The 24201-nt window shown below is 39.7% G+C and carries 24 protein-coding genes; 17 read left to right on the top strand and 7 right to left on the bottom strand.

Features of this window, described 5'->3' with window-relative positions:
* The first annotated feature begins 10 nt into the window (after positions 1 to 10).
* Positions 11 to 1522 carry an amidophosphoribosyltransferase gene (gene purF, locus QQK02_RS10605; RefSeq protein WP_284207992.1) on the top strand — a complete coding sequence of 504 codons (1512 nt, stop codon included), beginning with the start codon at positions 11 to 13 and terminating at the stop codon, positions 1520 to 1522.
* A 75-nt stretch (positions 1523 to 1597) separates the two neighbouring features.
* Here purF and QQK02_RS10600 read toward each other — a convergent pair whose 3' ends face one another.
* Together QQK02_RS10600 and QQK02_RS10595 are read right to left on the bottom strand one after the other, a co-directional pair.
* Positions 1598 to 2194: a Yip1 family protein gene (locus tag QQK02_RS10600; RefSeq protein WP_284207991.1), complete on the bottom strand. Its 597-nt coding sequence runs from the start codon at positions 2192 to 2194 to the stop codon at positions 1598 to 1600.
* A gap of 183 nt (positions 2195 to 2377) precedes the next feature.
* Positions 2378 to 2653: a hypothetical protein gene (locus QQK02_RS10595; RefSeq protein ID WP_284207990.1), complete on the bottom strand. Its 276-nt coding sequence runs from the start codon at positions 2651 to 2653 to the stop codon at positions 2378 to 2380.
* A gap of 100 nt (positions 2654 to 2753) precedes the next feature.
* On the opposite strand from QQK02_RS10595, the gene miaE reads away from it, so the two are divergent.
* Both miaE and efpL read left to right on the top strand, forming a co-directional pair.
* Positions 2754 to 3518, top strand: coding sequence for a tRNA isopentenyl-2-thiomethyl-A-37 hydroxylase MiaE (gene miaE, locus QQK02_RS10590; protein ID WP_284207989.1), 765 nt, complete (start codon positions 2754 to 2756; stop codon positions 3516 to 3518).
* A 24-nt stretch (positions 3519 to 3542) separates the two neighbouring features.
* A complete protein-coding gene (gene efpL, locus QQK02_RS10585; protein ID WP_284207988.1) occupies positions 3543 to 4115 on the top strand; it encodes an elongation factor P-like protein EfpL in 573 nt (190 codons plus the stop codon).
* 68 nt (positions 4116 to 4183) lie between these two features.
* Here the strand turns inward: efpL and QQK02_RS10580 are convergent, their stop codons facing one another.
* Positions 4184 to 4513 carry a hypothetical protein gene (locus tag QQK02_RS10580; RefSeq protein ID WP_284207987.1) on the bottom strand — a complete coding sequence of 110 codons (330 nt, stop codon included), beginning with the start codon at positions 4511 to 4513 and terminating at the stop codon, positions 4184 to 4186.
* 67 nt (positions 4514 to 4580) lie between these two features.
* On the bottom strand, positions 4581 to 5342 hold the full coding sequence (cysZ, locus tag QQK02_RS10575) for a sulfate transporter CysZ (RefSeq protein ID WP_284207986.1): 762 nt from the start codon (positions 5340 to 5342) through the stop codon (positions 4581 to 4583).
* Positions 5343 to 5503: 161 nt separating this feature from the next.
* Here cysZ and smc point away from each other — a divergent pair, with 161 nt between their 5' ends.
* The 4 genes from smc to QQK02_RS10555 are packed head-to-tail and all read left to right on the top strand — an operon-like array spanning position 5504 to position 12651.
* Entirely contained in the window at positions 5504 to 9013 is a 3510-nt protein-coding gene (smc, locus tag QQK02_RS10570) for a chromosome segregation protein SMC (RefSeq protein WP_284207985.1), read from the top strand.
* A 13-nt stretch (positions 9014 to 9026) separates the two neighbouring features.
* Complete coding sequence (zipA, locus tag QQK02_RS10565; RefSeq protein WP_284207984.1) at positions 9027 to 10211, top strand: cell division protein ZipA; 1185 nt, start codon at positions 9027 to 9029, stop codon at positions 10209 to 10211.
* A gap of 53 nt (positions 10212 to 10264) precedes the next feature.
* Positions 10265 to 12316 carry an NAD-dependent DNA ligase LigA gene (gene ligA / locus QQK02_RS10560; RefSeq protein WP_284207983.1) on the top strand — a complete coding sequence of 684 codons (2052 nt, stop codon included), beginning with the start codon at positions 10265 to 10267 and terminating at the stop codon, positions 12314 to 12316.
* On the top strand, positions 12316 to 12651 hold the full coding sequence (locus tag QQK02_RS10555; RefSeq protein ID WP_284207982.1) for a DUF3392 domain-containing protein: 336 nt from the start codon (positions 12316 to 12318) through the stop codon (positions 12649 to 12651). Before ligA ends, QQK02_RS10555 begins: the two co-directional genes overlap by 1 nt.
* On the opposite strand, the gene QQK02_RS10550 is transcribed toward QQK02_RS10555, so the two are convergent.
* The gene (locus tag QQK02_RS10550) at positions 12648 to 13373 is read right to left on the bottom strand and encodes a Rossmann-fold NAD(P)-binding domain-containing protein (protein WP_284207981.1); all 726 of its coding nucleotides are present in this window, start codon (positions 13371 to 13373) and stop codon (positions 12648 to 12650) included. The two genes, QQK02_RS10555 and QQK02_RS10550, sit on opposite strands and share 4 nt — an antisense overlap.
* An 8-nt stretch (positions 13374 to 13381) precedes the next feature.
* A complete protein-coding gene (locus QQK02_RS10545) occupies positions 13382 to 13768 on the bottom strand; it encodes a hypothetical protein (protein WP_284207980.1) in 387 nt (128 codons plus the stop codon).
* Positions 13769 to 13855: 87 nt separating this feature from the next.
* On the opposite strand from QQK02_RS10545, the gene QQK02_RS10540 reads away from it, so the two are divergent.
* The 6 genes from QQK02_RS10540 (at position 13856) to QQK02_RS10515 (ending at position 19219) form a co-directional block, all read left to right on the top strand.
* Entirely contained in the window at positions 13856 to 14542 is a 687-nt protein-coding gene (locus QQK02_RS10540; RefSeq protein ID WP_284207979.1) for a hypothetical protein, read from the top strand.
* A gap of 121 nt (positions 14543 to 14663) precedes the next feature.
* Positions 14664 to 15359 (top strand): spondin domain-containing protein, encoded by a 696-nt coding sequence (locus QQK02_RS10535; protein ID WP_284207978.1) that lies wholly within the window; start codon positions 14664 to 14666, stop codon positions 15357 to 15359.
* An 8-nt stretch (positions 15360 to 15367) separates the two neighbouring features.
* Complete coding sequence (locus QQK02_RS10530; RefSeq protein WP_284207977.1) at positions 15368 to 16090, top strand: spondin domain-containing protein; 723 nt, start codon at positions 15368 to 15370, stop codon at positions 16088 to 16090.
* Positions 16091 to 16147: 57 nt separating this feature from the next.
* A complete protein-coding gene (locus tag QQK02_RS10525) occupies positions 16148 to 16864 on the top strand; it encodes a response regulator transcription factor (RefSeq protein ID WP_284207976.1) in 717 nt (238 codons plus the stop codon).
* Positions 16861 to 18339 (top strand): sensor histidine kinase, encoded by a 1479-nt coding sequence (locus tag QQK02_RS10520; protein WP_284207975.1) that lies wholly within the window; start codon positions 16861 to 16863, stop codon positions 18337 to 18339. The genes QQK02_RS10525 and QQK02_RS10520 overlap by 4 nt, the downstream gene beginning before the upstream one ends.
* A gap of 73 nt (positions 18340 to 18412) precedes the next feature.
* Positions 18413 to 19219, top strand: a complete 807-nt coding sequence (locus QQK02_RS10515; RefSeq protein WP_284207974.1) for a M48 family metallopeptidase — start codon at positions 18413 to 18415, stop codon at positions 19217 to 19219.
* 82 nt (positions 19220 to 19301) lie between these two features.
* Here the strand turns inward: QQK02_RS10515 and QQK02_RS10510 are convergent, their stop codons facing one another.
* Positions 19302 to 20612 (bottom strand): Na+/H+ antiporter NhaC family protein, encoded by a 1311-nt coding sequence (locus tag QQK02_RS10510; protein WP_284207973.1) that lies wholly within the window; start codon positions 20610 to 20612, stop codon positions 19302 to 19304.
* Between the two features lie 254 nt (positions 20613 to 20866).
* On the opposite strand from QQK02_RS10510, the gene QQK02_RS10505 reads away from it, so the two are divergent.
* The 4 genes from QQK02_RS10505 to carA all read left to right on the top strand — a co-directional run bounded on the left by QQK02_RS10505 (position 20867) and on the right by carA (position 24186).
* Positions 20867 to 21487, top strand: coding sequence for an FKBP-type peptidyl-prolyl cis-trans isomerase (locus QQK02_RS10505; RefSeq protein WP_284207972.1), 621 nt, complete (start codon positions 20867 to 20869; stop codon positions 21485 to 21487).
* Positions 21488 to 21550: 63 nt separating this feature from the next.
* Positions 21551 to 21985, top strand: a complete 435-nt coding sequence (locus tag QQK02_RS10500; RefSeq protein ID WP_284207971.1) for a hypothetical protein — start codon at positions 21551 to 21553, stop codon at positions 21983 to 21985.
* A 5-nt stretch (positions 21986 to 21990) separates the two neighbouring features.
* A complete protein-coding gene (gene dapB / locus QQK02_RS10495; RefSeq protein ID WP_284207970.1) occupies positions 21991 to 22797 on the top strand; it encodes a 4-hydroxy-tetrahydrodipicolinate reductase in 807 nt (268 codons plus the stop codon).
* A 258-nt stretch (positions 22798 to 23055) separates the two neighbouring features.
* Positions 23056 to 24186 carry a glutamine-hydrolyzing carbamoyl-phosphate synthase small subunit gene (gene carA, locus QQK02_RS10490; RefSeq protein WP_284207969.1) on the top strand — a complete coding sequence of 377 codons (1131 nt, stop codon included), beginning with the start codon at positions 23056 to 23058 and terminating at the stop codon, positions 24184 to 24186.
* The last annotated feature ends 15 nt before the right edge of the window (positions 24187 to 24201 follow it).

Raw genomic sequence — 24201 nt, 5'->3', positions numbered from 1 at the left:
GAGAAATTTCATGTGTGGTATTGTTGGTATTGTTGGTCAAACACCAGTAAGTCAATCGTTATATGATGGATTAACGGTGTTACAGCACCGAGGCCAAGACGCGGCAGGTATAGTTACCATTAGCGACAACATGTTTAGGCTAAGAAAAGCCAATGGCTTGGTTAAAGATGTGTTTCACACACGTCATATGCTTCGCCTGCAGGGGAATATTGGTGTTGGCCATGTTCGTTACCCAACGGCAGGTACTTCAAGCTCTTCAGAAGCACAGCCATTTTATGCAAATTCACCATTTGGTATTTCATTAGCACACAATGGTAACTTAACCAATGCGAATGAACTGAAAAAATGGTTATTTAATTCAGCTAAACGTCATGTAAACACAACGTCTGATTCAGAGTTGCTATTAAATATTTTAGCCCATGAATTACAGGAAACAGAAGGTCTGTCTTTAACACCAGATGATATTTTTACAGCAATTGAAAATGTCCATACTCGTGTTCGTGGCGGCTACGCAACGGTTGCGTTGATTATCGGCCATGGCATGATCGCTTTTCGTGATCCTCAGGGTATTCGTCCATTAGTTTTTGGTAAGCGTGAAACTGAAGCCGGTGTTGAGTACATGGTCGCTTCAGAGTCAGTTGCATTAGATGCTTGTGATTTTGAATTTGTCCGTGACGTAGCGCCTGGCGAAGCTATTTTCTTCACCGAAGATGGTCAGATTCATTCAAAGCAATGTGCACAAAACCCAATTTATAGCCCATGTTTATTTGAGTTTGTATACTTTGCTCGTCCAGATTCTACAATCGACAAAATCTCTGTTTATCAATCACGGATTGAAATGGGTAAACGATTGGGCGATAAAATCGCGCGCGAATGGGACGATTTAGACATTGATGTTGTTATCCCTATTCCTGAAACGTCATGTGATATTGCGTTAGAAATAGCACAACATTTAGATATCCCATATCGCCAAGGCTTTGTTAAAAACCGCTATATTGGCCGCACGTTTATTATGCCAGGGCAAGCAGAGCGCAAGAAGTCAGTGCGTCGTAAACTTAATGCGATCAGTTCTGAGTTTAAAGGCAAGAACGTACTGCTAGTAGATGATTCCATTGTACGCGGTACAACGTCAGAGCAAATCATTGAAATGGCACGCCAATCAGGTGCGAAGAAAGTTTACTTTGCATCAGCAGCACCAGAAGTTCGTTTCCCGAACGTTTACGGTATCGATATGCCAAGTGCTAATGAATTAATCGCACATGGCAGAGAATTAGACGACATTTGTCAATTAATCGGTGCTGATAAGTTAATCTACCAATCAATTGAAGATTTAACCGCTGCGGTAGGTTTTGCTAATCCAGAAGTGAAACATTTTGAAGCGTCAGTATTTACGGGCCAATATATTACAAATGATATTGACCAAGGATACTTAGAGAAGCTAGACGAAGCACGTAATGATGAATCGAAAGAGCAATCAGACAAGAATGCAGAGTCGGTTATTGATATGCATAACGAAGGTTAATGGATATCCTCAAGATATAAAAAGGCGCTTTAAGCGCCTTTTTATTTAACAAAACAAATCTATTATATATTCAATTTAGGTAAATATAGGCCCGAAGCCTAAACTCCATAAAATTACCGTACTTGCCATTATACCAACCAGTAACACAAGACCGCAGGTTACTACTGAGCTTGAATAAATAAAGCCTTTTTCTTCAGGTATGTTCATCATGATTGGAACACCTGAGTATAGTAAGTAAACAGAGTAACAAACGGCGACTAAACCAGCACAGGCAACAAACCACAGTACAGGGTAAAGCGCAGCAATACCGACCATCAATAATGGTGTGGCAGTATAAGCGGCTAACTCTAGCGACTGTGTAAAGTCGGGTGATGCATCAAAGGTCTTGGCCATCCAGTGGATGAGATAAGCTAAAGCAAATACACCTGCTATTAGGGCTGCGTACATGCCAACAGCCATAAATGTTGCACTTTGTTCGGTTAATTTTATTATTTCATTGGCGCCAATTGACCAACCAATGTGAGCAGCAGCATAGTAACCACAAATAGACGGTATTAGTGCAACCACTAAAATGTGAGTGAATGAATAGGTCAAACTCTCGTGACGCTTCTCTATGGTGTGCCATTCTTCTTTAGGATGGGCGTATAAACCCCAAATGTGATTTAGTAACATAATAACTTCCTCATACAATCCCCAAAACGGGCAAACGTTAAGCGTTTACCTTATATTCGACATTTATTTTTTTTATCGTCGATATTTAATTTATGAAGTATGGTGAAGAATTCGTCAAGAGTTGAGTGCAAAATAATCAAAAAAGATGCGCTAAATCAAAAATATGTTTAAAAAACGTACAATTTATGAGGTTTTTATTCTAACGACTTTCATATATTCCATTTCAAAACCTGCGATCATTTCTGTTTCGCGGTAATAGGTCAGATTTACACGTTGACCTTTTAACGATTGATAAGGCTGTTTGCGTTTAAATTTAAATGGGCTATCTGTTCCTTCAAGCATGACAGTGTTGAGAAACCAATCGCCATCTTCACGTTGCACATGAGAAGTTACTTTTTTTAACTCACTATGAATGAGTTGTTGGTGTTGAGATAAAAGCTGCTTTACGTCTTTATTCATAAGTATTTTCTGATGTAGATCTGATAAATGTTATTTTACACTAGAAAGCTCAGCATTTGCCTTTTAAAATAGCGCAATCTTATTTTATTGTTTTGTTGCTATGTCTTACCAAAACCTACTTAAGCCTATTCATCAATTTTTGAACGCGCCAAGCCCAGATGGCTGGATTGAAAAGGCCAAACAACCAGAAAACCTAGAAGTGTTACTGATTGATCACATGATTTGTGAGCTTAAAGCGGCACAAACTGCTATGTATTTGATTAGAAAGTACGCTGTTGATAAAGAAAGCGGTGATGCGTTATTAGCGTGGTTAGCACCCTATGAAACCTTTATCTATAAAAAACAGGGTTCGTTAGCTGATTTAGCAAAAGCCAATAAACTATCAAAAAATATTGTTCCTAAAAGCGACTCGCCTTACGGGCAAGACTTAATAGACAAAATGGTGTTACTCATTAAAGAAGAGTTACATCACTTCTATCAAGTACTTGAGATAATGCACAATCGCGGTATTGAGTATTACAGCATAACACCAAGTAGATATGCTAAAGGGATGATTCGTCATGTAACGAGCTATGAGCCAAATACTTTAATTGATAAGTTGATCATTGGCGCTTATATTGAAGCCAGATCTTGTGAGCGCTTTGCTAAACTGGCGCCTCATTTAGATGAAGAACTTAATAATTTTTATATCTCATTACTGCGCAGTGAGGCTCGCCATTATCAAGATTACTTGGCGTTAGCAGAACAAATCGCAGGTGGTGATATTTCTGAACGAATAGCGTATTTTGGCAATTTAGAAGCTGAACTGATTTCATCTCCAGATGATGATTTCAAATTTCATAGTGGCGAGCCAACAAACAAATAACAACTGAGTGTAAGAGGATAAAAAATGCCAAAGGCAAGTGAAGTCAAAAAGAACACCGCGATTGAACACAATGGTTCAGTCGTTATGATTAAAGACATTAGTCGCTCGGTGCCACAAGGTCGTGCGGGTGGCAGTTTATACCGTATGCGTATGTATGATGTCGTTACTGGTGCCAAAGTTGACGAAACCTTTAAAGACGTTGATATGCTAAAGCTAGCTGATTTAACACGTCGCGCCGTTATGTTCTCTTATATTGATGGTGATGAATATGTGTTTATGGACAACGAAGATTACACGCCATACAACCTAAATAAAGAAGCCATTGCAGATGAACTGTTGTTTATCAATGAAGAAACGCCGGGTATTCAAGTGGTGATCATTGATGGCAATGCCGTTGCGTTAGAGCTGCCGTCAAGTGTTGATCTAGAAGTGGTAGAAACTGACCCTTCAATTAAAGGCGCTTCTGCTACCTCAAGAACCAAACCTGCAATCCTATCAACTGGGTTAACTGTTCAGGTGCCAGAACATATCTCTACCGGTGATATGATCAAAGTAAATACAGCGGAAACTAAGTTTATGGGACGCGGTGAGAAATAAGCCACCGTTGCCTATTGAACGAAAAAAGCCAAGTCATCGACTTGGCTTTTTTATGAGATAACGTTGCTCTATTGAGCAATAATATCAACCTGACGCATGTTGTTTTGCTCTGAGATGACGACACGATAACTGGTTTCATCTTTGCTGAAATTTAGTGTTAAACGGCCACGTTTCAATTCTTGGCTTAACACTTCTCCCAGTTGTTGTTGGTAGAAATCTATCACGGCTTGTTTGGTAGCACGTGTATAAAAATTGGTAACGAAAGGGCGTTTTTCTGTGTCTTGATAAAAGACGCGGGCATCTTTCATAACAGGCATCTCAAGTGCTTGCTCTTCAGCAACCGCAATTTGACTTATCAATACCGAATATATGAATAATGTGATTGGTAAAATTCTCATCTTTTATCCCTAAAAATTACATCTTTATCGCGTCAATGTATGATTTATGTAATTCAGCGTCAATCATTTAATCACGCTTGGCGAGATATTCTTCTCGGTAATTATCAACCCAAAGCGCCGTTGCACCACAAATTGCTACTGGCATTACAACCAAGTTGATAATCGGGATCATAGAAAAAACGGCAACACTCACGCCAAAACTAAAACTAATACCTTTATTGTTAGTTAAGGTGCTTTTCATATCGTCAAAGGCTATTTTATGGTTATCAAATGCATAATCTTTATATTGAATTGCCATCATCCACGAGACAAATAAAAACCATAGTACTTGTCCAATAACAGGGAGTACCCACAAAAGAATTAAAAAGCCAACAGCACGTGGAATATAGTATAGAAGCTTGCGCCACTCACGTGACAAGGTACGTGGAATATCCTTAATAATGTCGGCCATGCCGCCACCACCGATAGGTTGGTTGGTTAATATCAGCTCCATTTTTTCGGCTAACAGGCCATTAAATGGTGCAGCTATCCAGTTAGCTACTGCACTAAATAAAAAGGAAAAGACAACTAATACTGTCATGACCGCTATTGGCCATATTAAATAATTTAACCAATCGAGCATTTCAGGCAGCCAACCGGTTAGCTGTGCGATATAGCTATCTAATTGTTGAAAAACGAAATAAAAAGCAATTGAGAATAAGATCAAATTAACCATAAGCGGTATAAAAACAAAGCGCTTGATCCCTTTTAATTGGATTAAGGAAAAGCCAGAAAAAAAATAACCCGCTCCAGATGTGGCTGTTGGCTTTTTAAGCTGCGCTGACGACATAACAACTCCTTGAATTAATTTTTAACAACAATCAGTTAGCGAAACTCATTATAATAAAATAAAAATAAAGCAACAGCGTTGACTTGTTACAAAGTACATCTAACTTTGATAAAGTAGCGTGATAGAGTCAATAACAATAATAATAAGAGTTTTCCCATTTAATGCGTCTAAAGCAAATTAAACTTGCTGGTTTTAAATCCTTTGTTGATCCAACAAAAGTACCTTTTGTTCAGCAGATGACGGCTATTGTCGGACCAAATGGTTGCGGAAAATCAAATATTATCGATGCGGTGCGCTGGGTATTAGGCGAAAGTTCAGCTAAAAACCTACGTGGCGATGCCATGACAGACGTTATTTTTAATGGTGCAGCATCGCGTAAACCGATTGGTCAAGCGAGCGTAGAGCTGATATTTGAACACTCAGATAATCCTATTAGCCCATCTTTATCTCAACATTTAGCTGATCGTAATGAAATATCTATTCGTCGTGTCGTCAATCGAGAAAGTACCAATACCTATTTTTTAAATGGTAGTAAGTGTCGTCGCAAAGACATTACCGATATCTTTTTAGGTACGGGGTTAGGTCCACGTAGTTATGCCATTATTGAGCAAGGCACAATAACTCGTCTTATTGAGTCTAAACCTCAAGAGTTAAGAGTATTTATTGAAGAAGCCGCAGGTATATCTAAATATAAAGAACGTCGACGCGATACAGAAAATCGTATTAAACATACCAGGGAAAACCTTGAGCGATTAAGCGATATTCGTTTTGAACTTGGCCAACAAATAGAAAAGCTTGATCAACAAGCGCAAGCGGCAAAGCGTTTTCGTACTTTAAAAGCACAAGAGCGAAAATATAAAGCTGAGTTAGCCGTTCTAAAATCTCAAAAATATCAACAACAAGCCGATGCTGAACAAAGCGCAATCGACAAGTTGAAACAAAAAATTGAGTTGTTGGTTGTTGAACAAATCAGCTGCGAAAATCAGATACATCAAATTAAAACGGCAAATAGTACGCAAACCGATAAGCTTGAAAAGTTGCAAGCCAAGAAAGTCGACAGCGCCTCTCATTGTGTTCGCTTAGAGCAAAATATTAAACATGCCAAAGGGCGTTTACAGGTGGTCTCTCAAGAACAAGAGAAGCTCAAACATCAATTTCAGCAATTAAATGAACAATTAAAGAAAGACAATGTTAGCCAGCAACAGCATGAGCAAATCATTGAAAGTAAGTCACCTTTATTAGCTCAAGAAGAGCAAGCTTTGTTAGTGTTGCAGCAAGAAATTGATACGCTTAAAGCGTCTAATGGACAATTACAACAACAACTAAAAAAACAAAGCCAACAGGCACAAACCTTACTTATTGAGCGCACTGGATTAGAGAGCAAAATAACTCACCAAAAACAGCTTGTTCAAACGTTAACTGAACAACACCAAAAGTTAGTTGAACAAGCGAGTAATAAAGAGCATATACAACTTAAGTTACTTATTGAGCAAGAAATTGAATTTATTGCACAGCTAAAAGCGAGCAAACAATCGTTGGTAGCCGATGCCGAACAGCAGGCGTCTAGCTTAGCTCAGCTAAAACAAAACTATTCACAGACCAAGCAAACATTGTCTGAGCAAAAGTGGCAACTTGAGAGTTTGTCTGACCAAAGAGCAAGACAAACTCAAGAGCTTGCTCAAAGTCATCACTCAAAAGATGAACAGGTTGAATTAGAAAGCTGGTTAACAGCAATGAATGTGACTGTTGAACGCATGCTTTATCAAGACATTATCGTTGAAGAAAAGTGGCGTGAGAGCGTCGAAAAGGTCTTGGGTAATGTACTTAACGCTAAAGTCACGACAGATAAATTAGATTTGTTAACAGTGCCCGAGGGTATTGAGCATTGCAATTTGATCGTTAAAGCGAATAAGCCCCAACCGGTAGTTGAAGATAGCCTTGCTAGCGTTATCGAGGGAGTTGCGTATTATCCATCGTTATTGGCGCATTTAAATAATATAAAGATTACAGATTCATTTGAGCAAGTAATGCAAATTAAACGTCAATTGAACGACGAACAGTCAGTGATTTGCCCTAATAAGCTTTGGCTCTCCAATAGCTTTTTTCAGTTCGGTAGCTGGTCAAATACCAACAATGTGCTGGTAAAACAGGCAAAACTTGCCTCTATCGAGCATATGATAATCACGAGTCAGCAAAATCTTGCTGTGCTAAGTGAGCAATGTAAATCTGATGAGCAACGGCTAAATCAAGCCTCAGAGCAAGTCGCCGCAAAGCAACTAAAGCAACAAAACCTTCAACAGCAACTGCAACAGGCAGAGCAGGCACTTGCACTCAATGAGCAATCGTACAATCACAAACTATTATTAGTTGAACAAACTCAAGTTCAGATAGCGCAACAGCATGAGTCCTTATCTCAGGCGCAAGAAACGTTAGAATCATTACTGCATCAATTTGAAGCGTTAGCATCGAATGAGCAATTTGATATGTCTCAACTTGAAGTACAAGCTCAGCAATCAAATGATAGTCTCGCTGCTAAACAACAAACCCTTATCGATAAGCAGCAAGCTTGCCATCAAATAACATTGGCGATTGAAACTGCTCGAACAAGCCAGCAGTCGACACAACTGCACCAATCGCGTTTAGAAGAGCAAATTCATCACCTCGAAAGCCAATTACAAAGTCTAGGCTTTGAAGAGGAGAACCTAAAATCACCAATAATTGATGATCAAAAGGCACTGGAAATTGCTCAAAATACGTTATTTGAATTAGAAAATGAATTGATCGAATTACATAAAACGCAAGCTGGCCAAACTGAGCAGGTTGATAAATTAGAACAACAAAAAACAAGCATTTTTAATCAAGTTGAACGCCATAAAACGACACTTAATAAGCATCATATTCATCTTCAGAACTACCAATTACGTGCAGAAACTGCGCTAGAAGCTATCGCTGAATATCAATCTATTAAACAAGTTATCGCCCAAATGCCAGCTGAAGCAAAAGAAACGTTATGGCAAGCAAATTTAACGCGAATAGCCAAAGATATTGACGCGCTCGGTGCAATCAATTTAGCCGCTATTGAGGAGTTTGACGCACAAGTTTCACGTAAACAATATTTGGATCAACAAGATGAAGATTTGAATGATGCATTAAAAACGCTTGAAAGTGCTATTGCCAAAATAGATAAAGAGTCTCGCGCTAAATTTAAAATGACCTTTGAACAGGTCAATCACGACCTGCAACAACTGTTTCCAAAAGTTTTTGGCGGAGGAAGTGCTTATTTAGCATTAACAGGCGATGATTTACTCGAAACAGGTGTTACCATTATGGCAAGACCACCAGGCAAAAAAAATAGTACAATTCACCTATTATCGGGTGGAGAAAAAGCGCTAACCGCTTTATCATTAGTTTTTGCAATTTTTAGACTGAACCCAGCACCATTTTGCATGTTAGATGAGGTAGATGCACCTTTAGACGATGCAAATGTTGGCCGATTTTGTAATTTGGTAAGAGAAATGTCTCAAACCGTTCAGTTTATTTATATATCACATAATAAAATAGCCATGGAAATGGCTTCACAATTAACCGGTGTTACCATGTATGAACCAGGTGTTTCACGCATGGTTGCTGTTGATATTGATGAAGCTGTAGCAATGGCAGAATTATCATAACGAAGGCGATACGATGGAAGATAATTTCAGAAACGCATTAATTATTATCAGTGCTGTTGTCATCGGAGCTATTTTTGTTCATGGTTTATGGACAATCCGAAAAAATAAAAACCCTTATAAACTTAAAACAACTGACGAACAAATTGGCAATGAAGACCCCGTTGTCGACAAAAGTGGTTTTGATCAATATGGTGTTAGTGCACCTCGTGTCGTTGAGCACAGTGCGTTAACAGGGGAAATTAAAAACCCACCTAAAGAAGAAGAGATTCCTGAAGAGCCAGCACCAGCGCCTCATTTCAATGATGAACCTTTGCCACAGGATCTCAATGCAAAAGAATCACATATTGCTATTGATCAGCAAGAAACTGATACCACAGATTACCAGCCACCGCGTGTTGATGATGTAACGGTGATGCAGGTAGAACATGAGCAGGAAGAAACGCTTGAAGACAGTGGTGCCAGCCATAATGAAGAAGTGTCTCAAAAAATTGAAGAAACAATTGCGCTCGAGCCTCTATATGAAACACCAGTAACACAGCCAAAAACTTCGCAGCCTGCAACAGAAAAGGTTAAAACAACGCGTAAGCCTCGTGTTACCAAAGCTGAAAAGGAAGCATTAAAGCGCAATCAAATGGGCTTTAATTTTGGCGATGTTGAAGCACTTGAATCGTCACAGCAAGAACCGACTCTGGGTGACGATTTTGAAGTAACATCAGCAAACAATGAACCGACAGTGAGTGAAACAAAAGAGCCTAAGGTAGCAATAGAACCAGAAGTCTTGATTATCTCAGTGGTGATGCCTGAAAACCATCTTATGTCGGGTGCTGCTTTATTACCGTCACTATTAACGCTCGGCTTAAAATACGGTGAAATGAATATCTTCCATCGTCATCAAGATAATGCGGGCAATGGCAAAGTCACGTTTAGTTTAGCGAATATGTTAAACCCAGGGACATTTGATTTAGACGCTATGGAAAGCTTTGCAACGCAAGGTGTAAGCCTTTTCATGACGTTGCCAAATGCAGGTGACCCTTTCGAGGTGTTTAATCAAATGATGTCGGCAGCTCGCCATTTGTCCAGTGAATTTAACGCACAAATTTTAGATGATAAACGCTGTGTTATGACACAACAAACAGAGCAACATTACATCACTAAAATTAGAGAATTTGATCGCAAACACCGCATCGCCAGTAAATAACCTATTATATAGCGCTAAGTACAATATTGCTTGGCGCTAATCATGAGAAATCTATGTCTGAACAACTAATTATTGATCGCATTGACGCCCTGACTAATGAGTTAAACGATTATAACCATCAGTACTACGTGCTTGATGAGCCAACGGTACCCGACGCAGAATATGATCGCTTAATGCGAGAGTTAATTGAATTAGAAAAAGCAAACCCTTCATTAAAAAAAGTAGACTCTCCTAGCCAGAAAGTTGGTGGTGAGGCGTTAAAAGCCTTTACTCAGGTTACTCATCAAATACCTATGCTGTCTCTTGATAATGTGTTCGATCAAGATGAATGGCAAGCGTTTGTTAAACGCGTAAAAGATCGCCTAAACACCGAAGATAAAATAGCCTTTTGTGCCGAGCCTAAATTAGATGGTTTAGCCGTTAGTTTACGTTATGAACACGGTTTACTTGTTCAAGCGGCAACACGTGGTGACGGAAGTGTTGGTGAAAATATTACGGAAAATATTCGAACGATTAAAACTATTCCGCTTAAGCTGCGTGGTGAACATTTACCTGAAGTACTCGAAGTTCGTGGTGAAGTGTTTATGCCAAAAGCGAGCTTTGATGCACTGAATGCTCAGGCAACTAAAAAAGGTGAGAAGGCATTTGCTAACCCAAGAAATGCTGCTGCCGGTAGTTTGCGACAATTAGATTCTAAAATTACTGCGTCGCGAAACCTTGCCTTTTACGCTTATAGCTTGGGATTTGTTGGTACGTTATCGGGGGCTGATGAGTCAGCTCAGTGGCTACCTGTTAGCCATTACGAAAGATTAACCTTTGTAAGAGACCTAGGTTTACCGATGTGCCCAGAGGTAGAGCTTCTTTCTTCTGAAGATGAATGCCAGCGTTTTTATCAAGGGATTTTAACGGCACGAGAGTCATTGCCTTATGAAATTGATGGGACGGTGCTTAAAGTTAACAGTATTGAACATCAACAAACACTTGGCTTTGTTGCTAAAGCACCTCGTTGGGCGATGGCTTATAAATTTCCAGCTCAAGAAGAGCTGACGATTTTAGAGGATGTTGAGTTTCAAGTGGGGCGCACGGGTGCTATTACCCCTGTCGCTCGATTAAAGCCGGTCTATGTTGGTGGTGTTACGGTGAGTAATGCAACACTACACAACCAAGATGAAATTAGTCGCTTAGGTATTAAGGTCGGTGATACGGTAACTATTCGTCGCGCAGGTGATGTTATCCCGCAGGTGGTTAATACGGTTATCGCTAAACGTCCTGATAACGCAAAAGATATTGTATTTCCAACAAGTTGCCCTGTTTGTGATTCAGCTGTTGAACGCGCTGAAAATGAAGCGGTATTGCGCTGTACTGGTGGGCTTTTTTGTGGCGCTCAACAAAAAGAAGCGATCAAACATTTTGCCTCTCGTAAAGCGATGGATGTTGATGGGTTAGGGGATAAGTTAGTTGAGCAACTGGTTGATGAAAAACTGATTAAAAATGCCTCTGATCTTTATGGTTTATCAGATATTCAAGTGAGTACCCTAGAGCGTATGGGTCAGAAGTCAGCTGAAAAGTTAATTAACGGTTTACTGTTAAGTAAGAAAACCACGCTAGCAAAGTTTATTTATGCACTTGGTATTCGTGAAGTAGGTGAAACAACGGCGAGTAATTTGGCTAGTCACTTCTTAACTTTTGATGCGATAAGAGTAGCTGATATAGAAGCGCTCCAAGCTGTTAGCGATGTTGGTGAAGTGGTAGCAAGAAACATTGTTAGCTTTTTTGCTCAACCCCATAACAATGAAGTTGTTGATGCCTTGTTATCATATGGTATTAATTGGCCGGCAATTGAAGTTAAGTCTGAAGATCAGCAACCATTAGTCAATCTAACTTATGTGTTAACGGGGACGTTAAGCCAAATGGGCCGTAACGATGCAAAAGCGCATTTACAAAGTTTAGGTGCGAAAGTTTCTGGCAGTGTTTCTGCCAAAACAGACTATTTAGTCGCAGGTGAGAAAGCCGGTTCTAAACTCACTAAAGCGCAGTCTTTAGGTGTCAAGGTGTTAACGGAAGAAGAATTGGTGAGTTTGTTAAAAACTCATCAGGTACAGTAATGACAGATGTACTATTAGATTTTTTGTTGGATATAGGGGCTTGGTTTAAACCGTATCAATACCAAGCTGCCATGGCAATCGTTGCAACGTTGTTAGTACTTTTTGGCAACCAAATTAACAGTCATATTAAGAAGATGTTTGCGGGCTATCATTTTATTGTACGCACAATCGCCTTTGTGTTGGTTTGTGCCTTTGGATATGGTTTAGCAACTGTATGGTTGACTGCGGTATTAAACGAACAATTGGCTAAAGTACCACTTGCCTATTTAGTACCTGTTCACCTTGTTATTTTTATCGCGATGGGAATACACGCTCAAAAGCAACGCCACATTTAAATTGTGGCTTGCCCTATCTTGTGTAATTCGTCGTTTTCGCAGATGTCGATATCACTTTCTTTCAATCCCTCGCAGGTGCTTTTTCGAATCATTGCTAAGGCTAATAAACTGGCATCGATCGGTTTATATTGTTTTAAAGGCCCTCTAAATATGAACGGTGCGCATTGGCTAAGCACAATACCTATCTTTTCTCCTAAACGAAATTTATCTCTATCGCCGGTTAGTAAACTGGGGCGACAAATAATCAACTTTTGAGTTGTTTGACTGTTAGCTACACGTTCAGCATTTGCAATGTTGAAGTGTTCAATAATGTTGTTTTCAGTTTGCCCTTTGCATCGATTGTAAAAGACCGACGAATTAGCATTTGCACCTAAAGCACTAATAAAACAAAAACAGTTTATTGAATGACTTTTCGTTACTGATTCACCAATCATTGAAATTAGATCGACGTCAATGTGTTTGAACGCTTGTTTGCTTCCTGCTTTTTTGATGGTTGTGCCAAGTGCGCAAAAAGCAAGTTCAAAGTTACCTTGGCTCACTAGCTCAATAATTGCTTCAGCGCAGGTGAAATCGATAATATGTTGATGCACGTGCGGGTGAGTCATCGAGGGTAGAGGTTTACGCAAAGCTAAATGGATTTCATCATGACACTCTTCGTTGGTTAAATGTTTCACCAACGCTTGTCCGGTCAAGCCGCTGCTACCAAATATCAGTATTTTCATCTTTATTCTCAGTGTTTGACAATCATTAGTATGGCATAAATAAAGCCTAACATCGGCAAAGGTAGTAAGAAGCTAAAAAGCAGTGTTTCTAGCCATTCAATTGTTCGGTAGAAGCGATAGACCGCAGACGTAGTGTCTGCTTTGTGTTGATTTGAAGGCAGCGATTTAAAAAAGAACAGAAACGATGCTAACACTAAACTTTGCAGGGCAAAAAACAAAATAAATAGTGCGAGAGCAACCAGCGCACTGGGTGTGACGTTGAATATTTTACTTTCAATTAATGTAAAAAGTGCAAAGCTTAAAAAGCTCCACATTAATAGTATCCATCGTTTGTTAAAATATTTTGTCGCTAGTTGGTGGTATTGTTCAGGAGAAAACCACAGGGAAAATTTCATCTAATACTCGTTTTAAAGTTAAACCTAGGTAAGCGATTTAGCTAACAAACTGATATAGTAAAACGCATGCACATTATAAAGGAATCAATGATGAAAGATAGCTCGTCTTTTAAGCGCCATTTAGCACAAGTATCAAGGGTTGGTCTTTTGTTTATTAGCTTGTTCTGCGCTGGAAATGTCTATGCTCAGCAAGAAAGCCAAGCAAATAAAACAACCACTAACGCTGCCGTAGCTAATACAATTAAAACGGCCGACGAAAGCTCGCCGTTGGCAAGGGCACTAAAAGGTAATAAAGAAAAAGTGACGTCAATTTCAGGAGATAAAGCAATTGGTCATTGGCTAACAATAAAGCCGGTTGAGCTGAAAGATAATAGTGGCCTTGTCTATCTTGGTGGGCGTATTTCAAAAGCACAAATTGATGTTTATCTAAATAAAATGAAAACAACGATAGGTGACGATTTTGCAACTTTTCGTCAAAACCAGGCGGCGAGAGATCACCATACTTTTCACGTTACCTTGATAAACCCGTATGAGTATCAACATATTGATAAGCAGCAGGTCGATTTAAATAAAGGGTTAGCCGTTGAGCTTTTAGGGGTAGGCACGGTGTCAAACGAAACAGATACAGCTTATTACGTCGTGGTTAATTCAAGTGATGGTCAATACTTTAGGCAACAGCTCAAACTGAGCAAAAAAGATTTTCATATTACGCTAGGCTTCAATAAGTCAGATGTATATGACCGAAAGAAAGACCGTTCAACGCTAATTAAATAAGCTAACTAACTGAATAAGTTAAAAACTAATGCTGTGATAAAATTGTGATAACTTTGTGATTTTATCTTGATATTTGCCTTTCATAATCAAGTTGTCTCTATTTAGATAACAAGGATAAAAAATGAAAGGCAAATTACTTACACTCTCTGCGTTAATGGCACTTAGCCCATTAACTATGGCTCAGCAATTAGAAGTCACCGTTACTAATCTCACTAACGGCATTCACTACACTCCACTTGTTGTTACAGCGCATACTGATGCTGTTTCTTTATTTACGTTAGGCGAATCCGCATCAGCTGAATTACAAGCAATGGCAGAAGGTGGAGATATCTCAGGCCTTGTTACAGTTTTAGGTGACGCTAGCGCCGATGTTGTTGAAAATCCTGCCGGTGGTTTATTAGCACCAGCGGCCTCAACAACAGCAATGTTAGATACTGATGATGCCAACATGTACTTATCGGTGGCGGGTATGATGTTGCCAACTAATGATGGTTTTGTTGCATTAAACTCATGGCCAATTCCTACTGAAGCGGGTACCTACACCGTTTATTTAAATGCTTATGATGCCGGTACAGAAGCAAATGATGAAATCATTAACGGCGGTGGTGCCTCAGGTACACCGGGTATTCCAGTTGCTCCAGGAGGCGACGGCGGCACAGGTGCAACAGGTGTTACGTCTACTGAAGCAAATGAAATGGTGCACGTTCACCGTGGTGCGTTAGGTGATGATGATCCTGCTGGTGGTAAAAGCGATTTAGACAATACTGTTCATCGTTGGTTAAACCCGGTCGCTAAAGTCACTGTTGTTGTGATGTAGGAGGGGCTATGAAAAGGTTTCCAAAATATATAAAGCTTGGCATGGTGAGCTCAATGTTGCTCATACTGTCAGCCTGTTCAGATAGTGATAATGATCTACCTGAAGTAACACCGCCACCGACACCTGAGCCTGTTATTTACAGCTTTGAAGTTAGTGTGACAAATTTAACCTATGCTCAACCACTATCACCAATTGCTGTGGTATTACATGATGAAGGTAATTTATTTTCATTGGGAGAAACAGCAAGCGAAGCATTAGAAATCATGGCCGAAGGTGGTGACAACAGTGAGTTACTTGCCCTGTCGGTTGCGCTTGCTACGGGGTCTTCTGAGGATGTACTTATGCCGGGCACCTCAACTATGGTTGAAGTGATGATTGAAGATATGATGCCGTCTAATATTTCACTTGCCACTATGCTTGTTAATACGAATGATGCATTCACTGGTGTCAATGCTAGATCTATTGCTGATTTAGCTGTTGGTGAAAGTATTTCCCTGTTAACCAGTTCATATGATGCAGGAACAGAAGCAAATAGTGAAATGATGGGAACAATACCTGGCCAAGCAGATGGTGGTGAAGGCTACAATGCTGAGCGAGATGATGTGCTTGATATGGTAACCATGCACTCAGGTGTTGTTTCAGTTGATGATGGCCTTACTAGTTCGGTGTTAACTCAAGCCCATAAGTTTGATAACCCGACAATGAGAGTTGTTATCACACGTACGCAATAACCAATTAAGTGCGTCGTCAACGGTCACTATTTGCTATTTTAATAGCGGATAGTGACCATGAATCAAAACGTATTACTTGTAGAAGACGATCCTGATTTAGCAAAACTGATATCGCTGCACTTGAGCGAATTAAAACTTAATGTCATTCATGCATCTTCGGGTGAGCAGGCCATCGCTTTAGCAAGGGGAGCTGAACTATCTCTAGTCATGTTAGACATTATGTTGCCAGGAATGTCGGGCCTAGATGTCTGTAGAGAGTTAAAAGCAAGTCAACCGGAGCTATCTGTTATCATGTTAACCTCTCGAGATTCAGAAACTGATAGGGTGCTAGGTCTAGAGTTAGGCGCCGATGATTATATGGCTAAACCCTATAGTGTTCGGGAGTTACAAGCGCGTGTCCGAGCTCAGCTGCGAAAGGTTGCATTATTTGATGCACTTAAAAACCAAGATCCTGAGCAGCAAACGATTTCACTTGGCGATTTGCAAATAAACCATTTAACTCATCAAGTGATTTACAAGAGTGAAGTGATTGAATTAACCGCAACAGAATATGAGTTACTCCATCACTTAGCAAAACATCCCGACCAAGTATTTTCTCGTTCACAACTACTTTCCTCTGTATGGGGATACCATCATAGTGGCTATGAACATACGGTTAATTCACATATTAATCGATTAAGAGCGAAGCTTGAGCGCAATGCTACCAAGCCTGAGATCGTGCAGACCGTTTGGGGAGTAGGTTACAAGTTTAATCGCAGAGGCGTATGTGCGTGAATGTTTCTCTTTATCAAAAGCTTGCCATTACGCTAACTGCGCTCTTTATCTTTATTGCTGGCGTATTTTTTTATTGGGGAAAACACTTAGAAGAACAAACTCGGTTTGAGTCGCAACAACGGCTTCATCTGTCGTTAGCACCTAGCCTTGTTCGTGATAATCCACTTTTGCAACAAGGCGTTTACGACTATAAAGCATTAAAAAACCTTTTTCATACCTTGATGGTTTTAGGCCCAGCTTTTGAATTTTATCTGCTTGACCAGAGCGGCAAAATACTCACCTATTCGGCAGACAGGTCTTTAGTGAAACGAGATCACATTAGTTTAAAGCCTATCGAGAACTTAATTCAGTACCGCCATCCTCTACCCGTCTACGGTGACGATCCTAAACACCAAACGAGACAAAAAATTTTTTCAGCAACACCGATTTTTAATGGCTCAACGTTAATGGGTTACTTGTATGTCATTGTTGCTGGTGAACGTTATGTTGATACGTATGCACAAGTACAAAAAGAGAGCAAAGTCGAAGTATCTTTAGTTATGTTAGCGATTGGTTTGCTTGCATTGTTTATATTGATGCTTTGGCTATTTAGAAATATTACCTCACCAATTCGTTTGTTAAATATTGAGATGACGTTAGTGACGAAACAAGGTTTTAGTCAAAAAGACGTTTCTCTTAACCAATGGAATGAACACAGCAAAAATGAAGTACATCAATTGGGCGTAATGTTTCATGAAATGATGGGCCACATCGATTGTCAATTTGAAAAGCTAAAACGCGTTGATCTACAACGTAAAACGTTATTAGCCGAAATATCTCATGACTTGAGAACACCGCTTGCTTCTTTGCATGGTTATTTAGAAACATTGAGCCTTAAACAAAATGATTTAAGTGATAAGCAAAAACAAGCTTTTCTGGCTACGTCATTAAAAAATGCGAGTCAACTTAAGTTGTTGATTGATCAGATTTTTGAGTTGGCTCATATTGAAAGCGGTCATGTAAGCATCCAAAATGAGCAGTTCAATGTTGTCGAGGTACTTTATGATATTGTTGATAAGTTTAACCTTTCGACTAAAGCAAAAGATATTAAACTGATATTTGACCCGACACGTCACGATATCATTGTGGTTAGTGATATCAATAAACTTGAAAGGGTTATTACAAACCTCATTGAGAATGCGCTAAGACATACACCAGCAGGTGGGCAAATAGCACTCGAATTATTGTTAACATCAGAGCGTCGATGCCAAATTTCTATCAAAGATAGTGGTGTTGGCATCAACCCTCAAGAATTATCTCAAATCTTTACCCCACGTTATCAAGCGACCAATACTATGAAGGTGAGCCACCAAAAAAATATTGGTTTAGGCTTGTCTATCAGTCAAAAGCTTCTGAACTTAATGGGTAGCCAAATAGCAGTAGAAAGTGAATTAGGCGTTGGCAGTAACTTTAGTTTTGAATTAGTCGTTGCTTAACGGTGTAAATCACTTGTTAAATCGCCAAGTAATCTCATAGAATATAGCTAACCATCATATTTAAGGGATTGTAATGAAAAGCAAACTTATTGCCTCTACACTTGTCATGGCGATGACAATAGCTGGTTGTAGCACGTCTTCAACAGGTCGAGCGAAAATCGCTTTTATGGACTCAAATAAACTTAACGCGATGGGCGCACAGTCTTTTGAAGAAATGAAGAAAAAAGAAAAAATAAGCAAAGACGAAAAAACGAATGCTTATGTGCAGTGTGTAGCCAATTATATTACTGTCCATGTCCCGAAAAGTGCCCACGATGGCGAATGGGAAGTTGTCGTTTTTGATTCTGAGCAAATTAACGCCTTTGCCCTACCAGGCGGCAAAATTGGTGTTTATACCGGTATCTTAAAAGTCGCGGAAGGGCAAGATCAACTTGCTGCCATTATGGGACATGAAGTTGCTCACGTAATAGAAGAGCATGCGAATGAACGTATTTCTGCAGAACAAGTTGCAGGCATTGGTTTAATGGCAACCGGTGTACTATTAGGCGATATGGACAATGATACTAAAGCGATGACGATGGGCGCGCTGGGTATCGGTGCTCAATATTTAGCGTTGATGCCTTACGGGCGTTCTCATGAGACTGAAGCTGACATTGTTGGTCAAGAGTTGATGGCTAAAGCAGGTTTTAAACCCGAAGCATCAGTCAAGTTATGGCAAAATATGGCAAAAGCGAGTGGTGGTAACCAACCACCTGAGTTCATGTCGACTCACCCGTCAAATGAAAGCCGTATCAATCAGTTAAGAGAAAATTTAGACAAATCAGAACCGATATTTAACAAAGCGAAAACGACACCAGATTGTGTGAACCCAATTAAATAACACTATCTGACAGCGCGTTTATCACAGACGAAAAAGGGGCAACATAATCTGATTATGTTGCCCCTTTTTATATTTAGCCGTGCTATTTTGTCGCACGCTTAAACATCAATAACACAACAACAAATAACACCATTGGGTAGAAAGAGTACATGACAACATCTACAGGTGAGATACCCATTGTTGTGCCAAGTAATAATGCTTGAGCACCGTAAGGGATAAGTCCTTGGCTAATACACGCATAAATATCTAATAAGCTCGCAGATTGCGCCGGTGATAATTGCGCATCCGTTGCTAATTCTTTAGCTGTATCGCCAGTTACGATAATTGAAACTGTGTTGTTGGCAGTGAAAAAATTCGTGAAAAAGGCAAGCATACCAATGCCGATGCCCGCGGCCTTCTTATCATTTCCTTTACTCACTCTTCTGGTAATGTTCTCAATTTTATGTGTAAGAGCACTTAAGCCACCTTGATGTTTTACTAAAGCACTTAATCCACCAATAAATAACGACAAAATAAAGATATCTTGCATATTCGCAAAGCCTTTATTGATGTCACTTATCCACGTAAAAAGCCCATAGCTTTGTGTTATTGCACCAATAATCGCCGCAGAAATAATACCAACGGTAAGTACAACAAAAACGTTAACGCCCATTAGAGCCAATGCCAAAATAAGTAGGTAAGGGATCAAACCAACAAATTGGATATCTGTTGTTGATTGATAAGTAATACTGTCGCCAAGTACCGTAAACATTACCAAGCATATAATTGCTGCTGGGACGGCAAATTTAAAGTTTGTTTTAAACTTATCTTTCATTTGCGCACCTTGGCTTCTAGTTGCAGCAATGGTGGTGTCAGAAATAATAGATAGGTTATCACCAAAAATAGCGCCTGAAATTATGACACCTGCTATCAGTGCGGGACTAACGTCTGCACTTTCAACAAAGCCTAAGGCAATCGGCGCAATAGCTGCTATTGTCCCCATAGATGTCCCCATTGCCGTAGCAATAAAGGCGGCTACAATGAATAAGCCTGGCAGTAAAAGGAAATCAGGGAAGAGTGCTAACCCTAACTGGACACTTGCGTCGACACTGCCTGTTGCTTTAGCAACACTGGCAAAGGCGCCAGCAAGCAAATAGATGATACACATAGTGACGATGTTTTCATGGCCAGCACCTCTAATAAACTGACCTATCTTCTCTTCAAGAGGTTCTTTGCCGATATATAGCGCGACGAATATAGCAGGAATAATCGCTATACTTGCCGGCAGCTGATAAAAGGCGAATTCAACACCTTGAAGGGTCAGTGCGATGCCGGTACCTAAAAACAAAACAAGAAAAACAACGAATGGAAATAGGCTTTTCAAGCTTGTATTGGCTGTAGGTGCTGATTGCATTAATACCTCGATAAGATTGTAAGCTTTTTAAAAACAAGACCTTACTTTGGCCTGATTTTGACAAAAGTTCAATATTATAAAGTGGTCAACGAATATGTCAATCTAGATGTTTAGATGGCTAAAGTAGTTTTTAATCGAACACATCTTATAATGTCTTGGTATAAAAACGCGTAGGATATTTCTCGGTAAATCACTACTTTCATACTAAGGATTATGCTATGATTTGCGCCGAAATTTTTAAGCGAAGAAAAATAATGTCTGATACTAAATTTGAATCAATCGAACAACGTGTAAGTTACGGTGTAGGTCGTCAATTAGGTGACCAATTACGAAACAACCCTTTCAAAGATTTTGATGTAACTGCTGTACAAGCTGGTTTAGCAGATGCTATTGCTGGCGCAGCAAGCCAAGTAGACGATGAAGCATTAAATGAAGCTTTCTCAATCGTTTCTAAAAAACTACAAGAGCAAGAGCAAGAAGTAGCTAAAGAAAAAGCTGCTGAAGGCGAAGCGTTCTTAGCTGAAAATGCAAAGCGTGATGAAGTTACTGTCACTGAGTCTGGTCTACAGTATGAAGTACTTGCTGCAGGTGAAGGTGAAAAGCCTACTGCTGCTAGCACTGTTCGTACGCATTACCACGGCACATTCATCAACGGTGACGTTTTTGATAGCTCATACGACCGTGGTCAGCCAGCTGAGTTCCCAGTAGGTGGTGTAATCGCCGGTTGGACTGAAGCATTACAGCTAATGCCTGTAGGCGCTAAGTACCGTTTATACATTCCTTATAACTTAGCTTACGGCGAGAGAGGCTCACAAGGAGCTATCCCTCCATACTCTGCATTGGTATTCGATGTTGAGTTACTAGATATTTTATAATGATTAAGCCGGGTTTCCCGGCTTTTTTATGTGTTTAATAAAAGTGTGTGATGATCGGAACAAGTGACCAATAATATTAGCCAGTCTTTAGTTGTCTTATTTAAACGATACATTGAAGCCTTTGAAGGGTTTGATGCATCATTAGCATTATCTTGTTATAAGGTGCCTTGCAGTCTATCTACACCCGATGACTTAAAGGTTCTTTCGTCAACAGCGGCATTAACTGATGAGTTTTCGGCAATTTTTTCACAGCTTAAAGGATTTGGCTTTGCAAACGTCGCTGCAAGTAAAGCAAGTTATCAAATTGTTGACTCAAATTTAGCTATGGTCGCAGTGCATTGGCAATTTTTCGACCAAAACCAAACGATGTTTACCGATTTTACAGCGCTATATCATGTATTAACTTGTGAAGATGAATTGAAGATTACGAATGTGATATCACATGAAGCTTCACACTATGTTCCACTTATAGAAGATTTAACTATCCATAGAGAATAATAAGAATGACAATTAATGTAGCAATCTTAGGCTGTAGTGGCCGAATGGGGCGCAACCTAATTGATGCTGCTAATCAGCATAAAAGCATTTCACTCGCGGCAGGCAGTGTGCGCAAAGGTTCGAGCTTCGATGGTATTGATTTAGGTGAATTAGCAGGAATAGGTTCTATTGGAAAAAATGCGAGTTCTGACCTAAATTCTTTAGTTGGTGCAGATGTTTTGATTGATTTTACGTCAATTTCTTCAACGTTTGAGCATTTAAAATGGTGTAAAGAACATAATAAAGCGATAGTTATTGGTACTACAGGCTTTAATGATGATGAAGTGGCTGAAATTGCAGAAATAGCACAATCTATACCTGTTGTTTTAGCGCCTAATACGAGTGTCGGCGTCAACTTGTTGTTTAAGTTAGTAGAAATGGCAGCAAAAGCCATTGGTGATGATACAGATATTGAAATTATGGAAGCGCATCATCGCTTTAAAAAAGATGCGCCTTCAGGCACAGCTGTCAAGATTGGACAGGTAATAGCTAACACACTTGACCGCGATCTTAACGATTGTGCGGTATACGGTCGAGAGGGGATCACCGAAGAACGTGATCCGAAAACCATTGGTTTTGCAACGGTAAGAGCCGGCGACATTATTGGTGAACACACAGCTTTATTTGCTGATTTGGGTGAGCGTATAGAGTTAACGCATAAAGCAACATCTAGAATGACATTTGCACATGGCGCAATGCGTGCTGCATTGTGGTTAAGTACTGCCAAAAATGGCTTTTACGATATGCAGGATGTTTTGGGGCTAAAGAGCTAAAAAATAGACTAATTGGATAAATAAAGTGATGCTTTTGAGGTTTTAAAACAAAAAATCACAAAAACATCATCTTTTTTAAACTTTTTGTAGACGACAGCAGTCCTTGTGCGTAAAATGCGCGGAATTTGTCAAAATTTCACGATTTTTAACCGAATTCGTGGCGTTAGACGAGCTAGATCAAACTAGTTTTCGCGCTTAATAGTATGGTACGCATTTGATGACGACTATTAAGTTACTATTCTTCTTTCGGAGGTTAAATTGACTAAATCTGCCATTTTAGTGCTTGAAGACGGCACTGTATTTAAAGGCACCGCAATAGGTGCGCAAGGCGTGTCAGTAGGTGAAGTAGTATTCAATACTTCAATGACTGGTTACCAAGAAATTCTTACAGATCCATCTTACGCAGAGCAAATTGTAACACTGACTTATCCTCATATTGGTAACACAGGTACCAATTCAGAAGATGAAGAATCAACCGGTGTATTTGCTAAAGGCCTAATCATTCGTGACTTACCATTACTGGCAAGTAACTTCCGTAATCAAGAAACGTTAAGTGAATACCTTGTTAGACATAACATTTTAGGTATCGCTGATATTGATACGCGTAAGTTAACACGAATCTTACGTGAAAAAGGTGCGCAAAATGGTTGCATCTTGGCTGGCGAAGACTTAAATGAAGAATCAGCACTGGCACAAGCAAAAGGCTTCCCAGGCTTAAAAGGCATGGATTTAGCTAAAGTAGTTTCGACAAAAGAAACGTACCAATGGACAGAAGGCAGCTGGCAATTAGGTAAAGGCTTTATTACTCCTGAAAAATTTGATTTTCACGTCGTAGCATATGACTTTGGTGCAAAACGTAACATCTTACGTATGTTAGTAGACCGTGGTTGTAAGTTAACTGTTGTGCCAGCTCAAACGTCAGCCGAAGAAGTTTTAGCATTAAACCCTGACGGTATTTTCCTATCCAATGGTCCAGGAGACCCTGAGCCATGTGATTACGCAATTGCCGCAATCAAAACCTTCTTAGAAACAGACATTCCTGTTTTTGGTATTTGTTTAGGCCATCAACTCTTAGGTCTAGCAAGTGGTGCTGGCACAATTAAGATGAAGTTTGGTCACCATGGTGCTAACCACCCAGTAAAAGATTTTGATCGTGACGTTGTGATGATTACTTCACAAAACCACGGTTTTGCTGTTGATGAAGATAACATGCCAGCAAACTTAAAAGTAACGCATAAGTCGTTATTTGATGGTTCAATTCAAGGTATTCACCGCACAGATAAGCCTGCATTTAGTTTCCAAGGTCACCCAGAAGCTAGCCCAGGTCCGCACGATGCAGCACCTTTATTTGATCACTTTATTGATTTAATCAAGCAACGTAACGCTTAAGCTAAAAGAGAGACG

Origin of the sequence: Thalassotalea eurytherma, from assembly GCF_030161415.1 — a bacterium.
Lineage (GTDB): Bacteria > Pseudomonadota > Gammaproteobacteria > Enterobacterales > Alteromonadaceae > Thalassotalea_G > Thalassotalea_G eurytherma.
Note: the sequence above shows the minus strand (reverse complement) of the source record. Positions and strands in the feature narration are given on the sequence as shown.

Bases quoted from the DNA above. Each gene is read 5' to 3' on its own strand.
- purF (WP_284207992.1), top strand. From the start codon at position 11: ATGTGTGGTATTGTTGGTATTGTTGGTCAAACACCAGTAAGTCAATCG.
- QQK02_RS10600 (WP_284207991.1), bottom strand. From the start codon at position 2,194: ATGTTACTAAATCACATTTGGGGTTTATACGCCCATCCTAAAGAAGAA.
- QQK02_RS10595 (WP_284207990.1), bottom strand. From the start codon at position 2,653: ATGAATAAAGACGTAAAGCAGCTTTTATCTCAACACCAACAACTCATT.
- miaE (WP_284207989.1), top strand. From the start codon at position 2,754: ATGTCTTACCAAAACCTACTTAAGCCTATTCATCAATTTTTGAACGCG.
- efpL (WP_284207988.1), top strand. From the start codon at position 3,543: ATGCCAAAGGCAAGTGAAGTCAAAAAGAACACCGCGATTGAACACAAT.
- QQK02_RS10580 (WP_284207987.1), bottom strand. From the start codon at position 4,513: ATGAGAATTTTACCAATCACATTATTCATATATTCGGTATTGATAAGT.
- cysZ (WP_284207986.1), bottom strand. From the start codon at position 5,342: ATGTCGTCAGCGCAGCTTAAAAAGCCAACAGCCACATCTGGAGCGGGT.
- smc (WP_284207985.1), top strand. From the start codon at position 5,504: ATGCGTCTAAAGCAAATTAAACTTGCTGGTTTTAAATCCTTTGTTGAT.
- zipA (WP_284207984.1), top strand. From the start codon at position 9,027: ATGGAAGATAATTTCAGAAACGCATTAATTATTATCAGTGCTGTTGTC.
- ligA (WP_284207983.1), top strand. From the start codon at position 10,265: ATGTCTGAACAACTAATTATTGATCGCATTGACGCCCTGACTAATGAG.
- QQK02_RS10555 (WP_284207982.1), top strand. From the start codon at position 12,316: ATGACAGATGTACTATTAGATTTTTTGTTGGATATAGGGGCTTGGTTT.
- QQK02_RS10550 (WP_284207981.1), bottom strand. From the start codon at position 13,373: ATGAAAATACTGATATTTGGTAGCAGCGGCTTGACCGGACAAGCGTTG.
- QQK02_RS10545 (WP_284207980.1), bottom strand. From the start codon at position 13,768: ATGAAATTTTCCCTGTGGTTTTCTCCTGAACAATACCACCAACTAGCG.
- QQK02_RS10540 (WP_284207979.1), top strand. From the start codon at position 13,856: ATGATGAAAGATAGCTCGTCTTTTAAGCGCCATTTAGCACAAGTATCA.
- QQK02_RS10535 (WP_284207978.1), top strand. From the start codon at position 14,664: ATGAAAGGCAAATTACTTACACTCTCTGCGTTAATGGCACTTAGCCCA.
- QQK02_RS10530 (WP_284207977.1), top strand. From the start codon at position 15,368: ATGAAAAGGTTTCCAAAATATATAAAGCTTGGCATGGTGAGCTCAATG.
- QQK02_RS10525 (WP_284207976.1), top strand. From the start codon at position 16,148: ATGAATCAAAACGTATTACTTGTAGAAGACGATCCTGATTTAGCAAAA.
- QQK02_RS10515 (WP_284207974.1), top strand. From the start codon at position 18,413: ATGAAAAGCAAACTTATTGCCTCTACACTTGTCATGGCGATGACAATA.
- QQK02_RS10510 (WP_284207973.1), bottom strand. From the start codon at position 20,612: ATGCAATCAGCACCTACAGCCAATACAAGCTTGAAAAGCCTATTTCCA.
- QQK02_RS10505 (WP_284207972.1), top strand. From the start codon at position 20,867: ATGTCTGATACTAAATTTGAATCAATCGAACAACGTGTAAGTTACGGT.
- dapB (WP_284207970.1), top strand. From the start codon at position 21,991: ATGACAATTAATGTAGCAATCTTAGGCTGTAGTGGCCGAATGGGGCGC.